Below are 7,689 nucleotides of genomic sequence, written 5' to 3' on the forward strand. Positions count from 1 at the left end.
CCGGCCAGCCGCTGCTTTGGTTCGCCGCAATAGCTCAGCTGGTAGAGCACGTCATTCGTAATGACGGGGTCGGGGGTTCGAGTCCCTCTTGCGGCACCACGCTTCGCCCTTCGGGCTACGCGCGGCGCGGCCGAGTCGGAGCTCGAAGGGCGAAGCGTGCCCGGCGAAGCCACTTGGCGAAGCGGGGCGTTTGATCCTCCCTCTGCCCACGGGCCAATCCTCGCTCTCTGATCCGATCAACGCTGTCAAACAGCCCGCTGCTATCAGCAGCCGTAGCTCGCGCCCACGCAGCCGCGATCTCGCAGGCTGATAGCCCCGAGCTGTGCTGCAACTGGCGTCCTCATCAATTGAGAGGGCGCGGGGATGGCCGAGTGCCGACTGGCACCCATGGCCCCCGTGCGAAAGAAGTGCACGGGGCAGGAACCACAGGCTCAGCCGGAAACAACCCGGCCTTCCCTGCGCAATGGTCTTACGGCTGCTCCGTGCTCTCCCAGGGGACCGGGCTTGCTTGCCCCCGTCATCGGCATCGTCGCCGACCAAGACACCAGCGTCGGGGTGTCGGGACCACACGGCTTGACCGTCCGCACGACGACGTTCGTCCGCACCCTCAAGGATGCTGCGTCGCCCCGCGGCCACCGCTCCCCGCCGCAACGTCCCGTGACGATCGCGATACGCCCCTCTCAGTGCGGGCGGGATGACCGGATCTAACCACTGATTTGGGGACCTTGTCAACAAAATTTCTGGTATTCGGAATTCGTCGCCGGTGTGTGGCTCCCTTGCTGCGGCACACCGTCAATGGGTCCCGTGTCGGCCACCATCAAACTCGATGATGAGGCCAAACTGGCTCCCGAGCAGGACGACGAGGAAAATACAGCGTCACCGTAGTTCGGTGCAGTCCAGCATTATCCCCGTAACAAGGCTACACGCCGTCGCTCACGTCCGCGTCGCGCGGGCAAAGTAGACGTGCATCCGAGGCGTCTGGAAGGTCACTGCGGAACGCCATCCTTACAGCGGGCGGGCGTCGGTATCGGCGGCAGGCGCAGTCGTCCTCACGCCGCAACCTCGGCGCCGAAGCCGCGCATCTCGGTGGTGACCGCGAGCGGCTCGCGGCCGATCCTCAGACGGTTGATCGGAGCATCCTCGTCGGCGTAGCCCATCGATACGCCGCAATACAGGATGTACTCGTCCGGCATGTTCAGGAATGTGCGGACAGTCTGGTTCATGCCGGCCCATGCGGCTTGTGCGCAGGTGGCAAGCCCGCGTTCCTCGGCGAGCAGCAGCAGATGGGCGAGATAAATCCCGATGTCGGCCCATTGCCCTCGCTCCATAGTCCGGTCGATCGCGACGATCAGGCCGACCGGCGCGCCGTAAAAGTCGAAGTTGCGGGCAAACTGCATCAACCTGCCGAGCTTGTTGTCGCGCGCGACGCCAAGCAGGCCATACAACGCCTCGGCGCATGCGATGCGCCGTGCGTTGTACGGATCTTTCAAGTCGGGGGCATAGATCGGATATTGCGGCGGCTCGCCCCGCGGATTGGCCGCGGCACTTGCCCGCACCAGTTGCTTGAGCGCGGCGAGATCGTCGCCGGCGATGGCCCAGACGCGCCACGGCTGCATGTTGCTGCTCGACGGTGCCAGCGCGGCGAGCTCCAGGATTTCGCGGACGGTCGTCGCCGCGACCGGATCAGCTCGGAAGGCACGAACCGACCGACGACGTTGAATGATTTCGCTGACGGACATAAACACCGTTCGGCTCCTCCTGCTTGTTCATCCATGCTTAGGCTGATTAGATCATGACCGTGGAGGGGTAACAGTAATGCGTGATGCGCATGAATGACGGGCGCCTGGCTGCGATCGACGCGTTGCTGGCGGTGGTCAACACTGGCGGCTTCGGCCGCGCCGCGCGCGAACTGGGTTTGACGCAATCGACGGTCAGCCGCCGGATTGCGCAATTGGAGGCGCAGTTGGGAGTGGCGTTGCTCGCCAGAACCACGCGCTCTGTGACGTTGACCGGCGAGGGCGATGCCTATGTCGCCACTGTCCGGACTGCGCTGAATATCCTTCGCGCGGCGGATGCGTCGGTTGGATCCGGCCGGACCAGCATGGCCGGGTCGGTCCGCATCGCCGCGCCGACGGCGTTCGGCCGCGCCACGCTCGCTACGATCCTCGCGGAGATGGCCGCGCAATATCCGGACTTGCGGTTCGAACTCGACTTGTCCGATCGCTATGTCGACCTTTCGTCAGGCCGTTACGATCTTGCGATCCGCCTCTCGGCGGATGCGCCGTCGGGCTGGTCGTGCGACGAGATCGGCCGTATCGCGGGACGACTGTGCGCGTCACCGGCCTATCTGGCCCGGAGCGGCAAGCTCGCGAGCTTGACCGACCTCGCCGATCACAAGCTGCTTGCGCCGAAGACCTACGCCGCACGCACCCGCTGGACTTTCCGGACCGGGGGACACGCGATGGATGTCGACATCGTGCCGCACATGATCGTTTCGGACTACACAGCTCTGGCGCATCTGTGCACGTTCGGCTGCGGGATCGCGCCCTTGCCGAGCTTCCTATGCGAGGCCGCGATCCTCGATGGGGCTCTCACCGAGGTGCTGCCGGGACGTTTCGTAGCCGACGTCGGCGTCTTCGCGGCCTCACCGTTCAACATGCGGAAAGCGCCTCGAGTCGCTATGATCCGCGAGGCGGTCAGACGGGCGCTGCAGGCGCGGCCTGCACCTGAATTACGGTGACAGTGCTGGACTGCATGAAATATCCGTGAGTTTTATGCACGGTCACCAAACTCGCGATGGCCAGCCTAAAACGAGGAATAGCCAGATGCGCACGGTTTTTCTGCTTTGGCACAGTCGACCGCTCGAAGACGCCGTCGATGAGAACGATACCGACGACAAACTCATCGGGGTTTACAGCAGCGCCACCGCAGCGGTTGCAGCAAGACAGCGCAAACTTCAATTCGAGGGCTTTCGCGAGTATCCGGACTGTTTCATCGTCGACGAATATGAAGTCGACAAAGATCGATGGGACGAGGGATTCACCTCCGTGAAGACTGCAGGGTGAGCGTCGCGCGATGTTGGGTTCTGTGACCCACATTGGACCTCAGGCCCCTTGTCGTCCGCGGATCCTTTGGGTTACCGTCCCTCGGCAGTCACAGGCTCGGCAATTTTGCTGCCTCAGTGGCGCTCCAAATGAATGCTGAGATCAGCTTCGATTGCTACTACCCGGAAGATTGCGACCACATCGAGGGCTGCTATCGTCTTCCTGGCGAGGAGTGGCGAGTCTTCTATTTCACGCGCCGTTGGCAGGGAAAGCCGGAAGTTCATCCAGACGCGGTCTGGAGGAGCGGGATCAGGGGCGTCCAAGTGAACCACCCCAAAGATGCTGCGCTCAACAACTCCGTCGTGATGCAAGTGCTATCGAGTGCACTCGGCGTCACGCGCTGGACTGAGGTTCGCGGTCCCGACTCTCTGAGGCTCAAATAGCTCGGAGTTAGCCAAGCTCCACGGACGCCCACAGAAACAGCGCGCCGCTGGGCACGCGCCATAGCCATGAACGAACGCGAGACTCTGCGTGAACTCCACGACGGCATCCGTGCTGCGTGGATTGATTTGCTGCGACAGAACCGAGGTGCCGAGGGACGGCCGGACGACTACTATGCCCTGACCATCGAAAACGTCCGAGGCCATGGCGAGCAGTTTGACCTGTGCCTCACGTTTCGCGCGGGCCGGGTCTATTGCTGCTGTGAAGACATGTGCCATACGAGCCTCTTCACCGAAAGGCGGTGGCAACAGCTGCGCGCGGCACTCGCTGCTCATGGCGTCAAATCCCGAAAGCCGCTCGTCGTGCGGATTCACACTCGGCTCGAAGCGGGCGCACGACTGCGCTACGGCCGGACCGATGACCCCGAGCCCGAGATGCACGATCAAGGCCCATGGACCCTGACGGTCCGCGAACCGCTCCGGGTCGCCCCGGCTCATCACAAATGATCCTCAAACTGATGTTTGACTGGTAGTCCACACCTTGTCATGGCGGCCGAATCTTGCCGTGCGGACAGTCCAGTGACTATCTTTGGGGTAGATCAGCTGTAAGCGATCTGACCGGACGGTGCTTGCAGCGCTGAAGCCAGTTCGAGCCACCGACGTCGGCTTCAGTCCACCAGGCGCGCGCGTCCTGATGCCTGGAAAATCTTCGCGGTGTTCCGGATCGGTCGCCAAGGCCGCGGAGAATGTTGGCGTTTTCGTTGGCCTTCGCCAAAATCGCACAGAAATCCACCGGTGAAGTCAGCAGGATGTTTCTATAGGAGGGCGCCCTTTCCCGCACCATTCTCCGTAGATTTCCGTCCGTAGTCGCGCGGTCCTGCTAGTTAAGAACTGGTTAACCTCGTCGCGACCATCGTGTCCCGCGAACTGCATGCGCATACACGCGCAGGCGGCAGGCGGCGATGGGGGCGTGCATCCGTTCCTGTTCGAATCGCCGGGAATGGTGGGCTGCGCTCGGGCGTACGTCGCCGGCCAAGCCGGTGGCGATCAGGATCCAGTTGTCATGGTCGAGATGTGTCACGCGCGGGCTGCCGCGTCCGCGTGAACGACGTGTCGCGCCCGGCAACGGGCGGCGCGCAGCTCATGAACCGAAACGAGCGACAAAGGCGAGCCCTCGACATGAGCACCACCACCGCCCTCGACAGCCACACCCAGTTTCAGTCCATCGTCGGCCAGATCAGGACGCTCGCCTACAAATACATCGAGGACAAGGACTACGTCAGCGCCCAACTCGCCTTCCAGAAGCTGCTCGAGCTCGACCCGAAGGACATCAACGCCCGCTTCATCTATGCGCAGCTGATCGACGACGGCTCGCACAAGAAGCGCGCCGAGGCGCGCGACATGATGCTGGCGATCCTCGACGAGAATCCCGAGATCTTCGCGCAGGCCACCGAAGGCAACCTCCACCTGATCCGCAGCGCCGCCGTGCGCTGCAGCCATGTCGGTCCGTTCACGCGCTCGATGGAGCTGTTCCGCAAGCTCGCGCCGGCTTCAAACGACGCCGCCGATTATTTCTCGCTCAGCGAGATCCTGACCCAGAACAACGAGTTCGAGGAGGCGGTGGCCGCGCTCGAAAAGGCGATCAAGCTCAACCCCGGCTATGACAACCCGATCAACCGCGAGACGCTGGATCTGGCGCGCTCGAACGCCAAGAAGGGCAAGGTCAAGGAGGCCAAGGGGGCGCGCGCCAAGGTCGGCCGCTATCCGGAGACCAAGGATTTCCTCGGCGACCTGCAGACACTGATCACCAACCACATCGCCGTGAACCTCGCCAGCGCGCCAAAATTCCTCGACAAGAGCACGCGCTTCTTCACCATGGGCTCGTGCTTCGCGCGCAACCTCTCCAAGAGCCTCAATGACAGCGGCTACAACAGCCACCACATGGAGATCTCGGAGTACATCAACACGACCTTCGCCAACCGCGTGTTCGTCGACTGGCTGCGCGGCGCCAAGATCGATCCGGAGATCCGCGAACGCATCGTCGAGCTGCTGCCGCCGGGATCGAGCCAGGAGAACACGCTCGCCGTCATCAAGCAGGCCGACGTGTTCATCCTGACGCTCGGCGTGGCCGCCGCGTTCTTCGACCGCGAGACCGGCGCCTTCGTACTGCCCAGGCCGACCGCGCTGAACTCCCGGGCGCTGGCCGAGAAGTACAAGTTCCGCACCGCAAGCGTGCAGGAGAACGTCGACAACGTGCGCTACCTGATCGACTTCGTCAGGAGCGTCCGGCCCGGCATCAAGGTGATCGTCACAGTGTCGCCGGTGCCGCTGCTGACCTCGTTCGAATACGAGTCGGTGGTGCAGGCCGACTGCCTGTCGAAGAGCACGATGCGGCTGGTCGCCCACGAGATCGTCAACAATTCCAACCTCGAGGACATCTGGTACTGGCCGTCGTTCGAGGTGTTCCGCTGGGGCGGCTCGAACGCCTCGAGCTTCTTCGCGGCCGACGACGGCGCGGCCTGGCACGTCTCGGAGGACAAGGTGTCGGCGACCGTCCGCGCCTTCGTGCAGACGTTCTCGCCGGCCTGAGCGGAAGGCTTTGCTAAGCGGAAGACTTGGCTAAGCAGAAGATTTGCGCAACGGCTGCCTCAGGGCAGCCGCTTCCGCCAGAGCCGGATGACCAGAATGCTGGCCTGGGCATAGCCCGGCGGCGAGCTCTCGGTGCCGAACGGCGTCTTCGAATAGAGCGAGCTGGAGACCAGGAAGCCGCCGACATAGGGCTCGGGCAGTCCCGTCAGCGCCTGAAAGCAGCGGTGGGTGAGCAGGCCCTCCTCGGGCTGATTGCCGCGCACCAGACGGCAGTCTCCAATGCCGATGAAGGCGATGCCGTTGAACTGGCCTTCCGTATAGGTGCCGAGCACGGTCGGATCCATCGCCTGGCCGATGCACACCCGCATCTCGCCGATGCTCTTGTCGTTGCTGCCGGTCATGCGGCCGTCTTTCGGCTGCACGTTGACGGCATGGACGGAGAGCTGATCCTCCAGCGCCGGCGCGAAACCGGTCTTGGTCGGGGCGCAGAAATCCGACGGCACCACACGGCCATGCCGGACGCTGCGCGCGATATAGACCTCCTCGACATCGTTCTCGCCGGTCTGGGCCCGGCCCTGTCCATGGCCGGCCAGCAACAGGACTGCTCCCGTCAGCGCAATGATCACCCGGCGCATGCGCCCATCCTTCCCGCGACTCGATCGTTTTCCCTATCGGATTCGGCGAACCTTCTGAACAACACCAACGAACAGTACGTATGCATACAGTCATACCCCGATCTGGGTGGTTCCAGTTTTATGGAACAACGCCGCCGTGACGGTAATGTGGTAGCAAACTCGGATGAGCGGAACTAGGCGCGTGCTCAGCGCGCGTGAGCGGGCATCGATGATGTCCGGATGGCCGAGGGGCTCCGTCCCGAGCTCCCGTCGTCCTGAACGGAAGTCGCAGCGGCCTTGAAAAAGGTTCTGCAAAAATGACGATTATTGCGTGCCGATCGCGCTTCATCAATTCAGGCTTGCAGGAACAGCTTGCAGCACCTGGCGTGACCCGGATCACATCCGCGCAGCGATGCGCCGCCTAGTATCCCCCGCAGCCAACAAGGGGAGCTATCAAAATGAACAAGATCATCCTGATCGGGGCTTGGGTGCTGGCGTCGGCCGCCGTCGCGCAGGCCGGCGAAACCCGCAGCCTGTCGCTGTCGTCGAGCGACACAGCGCCGGTCGCGGCACCGCGGCCGGCCTACGTCCAGACCGCCGGCGAGATCACCGTCACGCCCGCGCCCGCAGCGCCGGCCGTGGCACAGGCCCAGCCGGTTCCGCAGCCCGCCGCGGCCGCGTCAGCACCAGCATCGTCTTCGGCCGCCCCAGCGACGACGGCCGCGCCGCCCGCCAGTGCCGCGGCCGCGCCGCCGCCCGAGCCGACCGGCTCGGTGCAGAAATCATCGCGGCGCTCGAAGTCGGCGCGATCCGCCAAGCCGCGGGCTAAGAGCTGGACCGAAGCCCGCATCGTGCGCGAGCTGCACCGCCACGGCATCTATTGGTGAGCCGCCTGGAGGTCAGCCCCGCTGTCACCCTCCCCTTGAGGGCAGGGGAATCGCATGTGAACCAGCCCTGTAAGGCATTGTGATCTGGTCAAAAATCGATTCTGAAGGTGGCTCC

At 63.6% G+C, this 7,689-nt stretch carries 7 protein-coding genes and 1 tRNA gene; 6 read left to right on the forward strand and 2 right to left on the reverse strand.

Translation table 11 applies throughout. The features are described from left to right. Window positions 1-23: 23 nt before the first annotated feature. Window positions 24-99 (forward strand) — tRNA-Thr (locus ACQR07_RS30550). Between the two features lie 950 nt (window positions 100-1,049). Here the strand turns inward: ACQR07_RS30550 and ACQR07_RS30555 are convergent. Further along, window positions 1,050-1,739 (reverse strand): nitroreductase, encoded by a 690-nt coding sequence (locus ACQR07_RS30555; protein ID WP_434905793.1) that lies wholly within the window; start codon window positions 1,737-1,739, stop codon window positions 1,050-1,052. A gap of 89 nt (window positions 1,740-1,828) precedes the next feature. On the opposite strand from ACQR07_RS30555, the gene ACQR07_RS30560 reads away from it, so the two are divergent. From ACQR07_RS30560 to ACQR07_RS30575, 4 genes are all read left to right on the forward strand, one after another. Then, window positions 1,829-2,740, forward strand: a complete 912-nt coding sequence (locus ACQR07_RS30560; RefSeq protein WP_434905778.1) for a LysR substrate-binding domain-containing protein — start codon at window positions 1,829-1,831, stop codon at window positions 2,738-2,740. An 85-nt stretch (window positions 2,741-2,825) separates the two neighbouring features. Further along, window positions 2,826-3,065: a DUF7336 domain-containing protein gene (locus ACQR07_RS30565; protein WP_434905779.1), complete on the forward strand. Its 240-nt coding sequence runs from the start codon at window positions 2,826-2,828 to the stop codon at window positions 3,063-3,065. 488 nt (window positions 3,066-3,553) lie between these two features. Then, window positions 3,554-3,991 carry a hypothetical protein gene (locus ACQR07_RS30570; RefSeq protein ID WP_434905780.1) on the forward strand — a complete coding sequence of 146 codons (438 nt, stop codon included), beginning with the start codon at window positions 3,554-3,556 and terminating at the stop codon, window positions 3,989-3,991. A 672-nt stretch (window positions 3,992-4,663) separates the two neighbouring features. Further along, window positions 4,664-6,073 carry a GSCFA domain-containing protein gene (locus ACQR07_RS30575; protein ID WP_434905781.1) on the forward strand — a complete coding sequence of 470 codons (1,410 nt, stop codon included), beginning with the start codon at window positions 4,664-4,666 and terminating at the stop codon, window positions 6,071-6,073. 59 nt (window positions 6,074-6,132) lie between these two features. Here ACQR07_RS30575 and ACQR07_RS30580 read toward each other — a convergent pair whose 3' ends face one another. Then, window positions 6,133-6,708, reverse strand: coding sequence for a hypothetical protein (locus ACQR07_RS30580; RefSeq protein ID WP_434905782.1), 576 nt, complete (start codon window positions 6,706-6,708; stop codon window positions 6,133-6,135). A gap of 437 nt (window positions 6,709-7,145) precedes the next feature. Here ACQR07_RS30580 and ACQR07_RS30585 point away from each other — a divergent pair, with 437 nt between their 5' ends. Next, a complete protein-coding gene (locus ACQR07_RS30585; protein ID WP_434905783.1) occupies window positions 7,146-7,574 on the forward strand; it encodes a hypothetical protein in 429 nt (142 codons plus the stop codon). The last annotated feature ends 115 nt before the right edge of the window (window positions 7,575-7,689 follow it).

The sequence above is a fragment of the Bradyrhizobium sp. HKCCYLS20291 genome (assembly GCF_051167715.1).
In the GTDB taxonomy this organism is placed as follows: domain Bacteria; phylum Pseudomonadota; class Alphaproteobacteria; order Rhizobiales; family Xanthobacteraceae; genus Bradyrhizobium.

Coding starts and splice junctions, on each gene's coding strand:
- ACQR07_RS30565 (WP_434905779.1), top strand. CDS start 2,826: ATGCGCACGGTTTTTCTGCTTTGGCACAGTCGACCGCTCGAAGACGCC.
- ACQR07_RS30555 (WP_434905793.1), bottom strand. CDS start 1,739: ATGTCCGTCAGCGAAATCATTCAACGTCGTCGGTCGGTTCGTGCCTTC.
- ACQR07_RS30585 (WP_434905783.1), top strand. CDS start 7,146: ATGAACAAGATCATCCTGATCGGGGCTTGGGTGCTGGCGTCGGCCGCC.
- ACQR07_RS30575 (WP_434905781.1), top strand. CDS start 4,664: ATGAGCACCACCACCGCCCTCGACAGCCACACCCAGTTTCAGTCCATC.
- ACQR07_RS30560 (WP_434905778.1), top strand. CDS start 1,829: ATGAATGACGGGCGCCTGGCTGCGATCGACGCGTTGCTGGCGGTGGTC.
- ACQR07_RS30580 (WP_434905782.1), bottom strand. CDS start 6,708: ATGCGCCGGGTGATCATTGCGCTGACGGGAGCAGTCCTGTTGCTGGCC.
- ACQR07_RS30570 (WP_434905780.1), top strand. CDS start 3,554: ATGAACGAACGCGAGACTCTGCGTGAACTCCACGACGGCATCCGTGCT.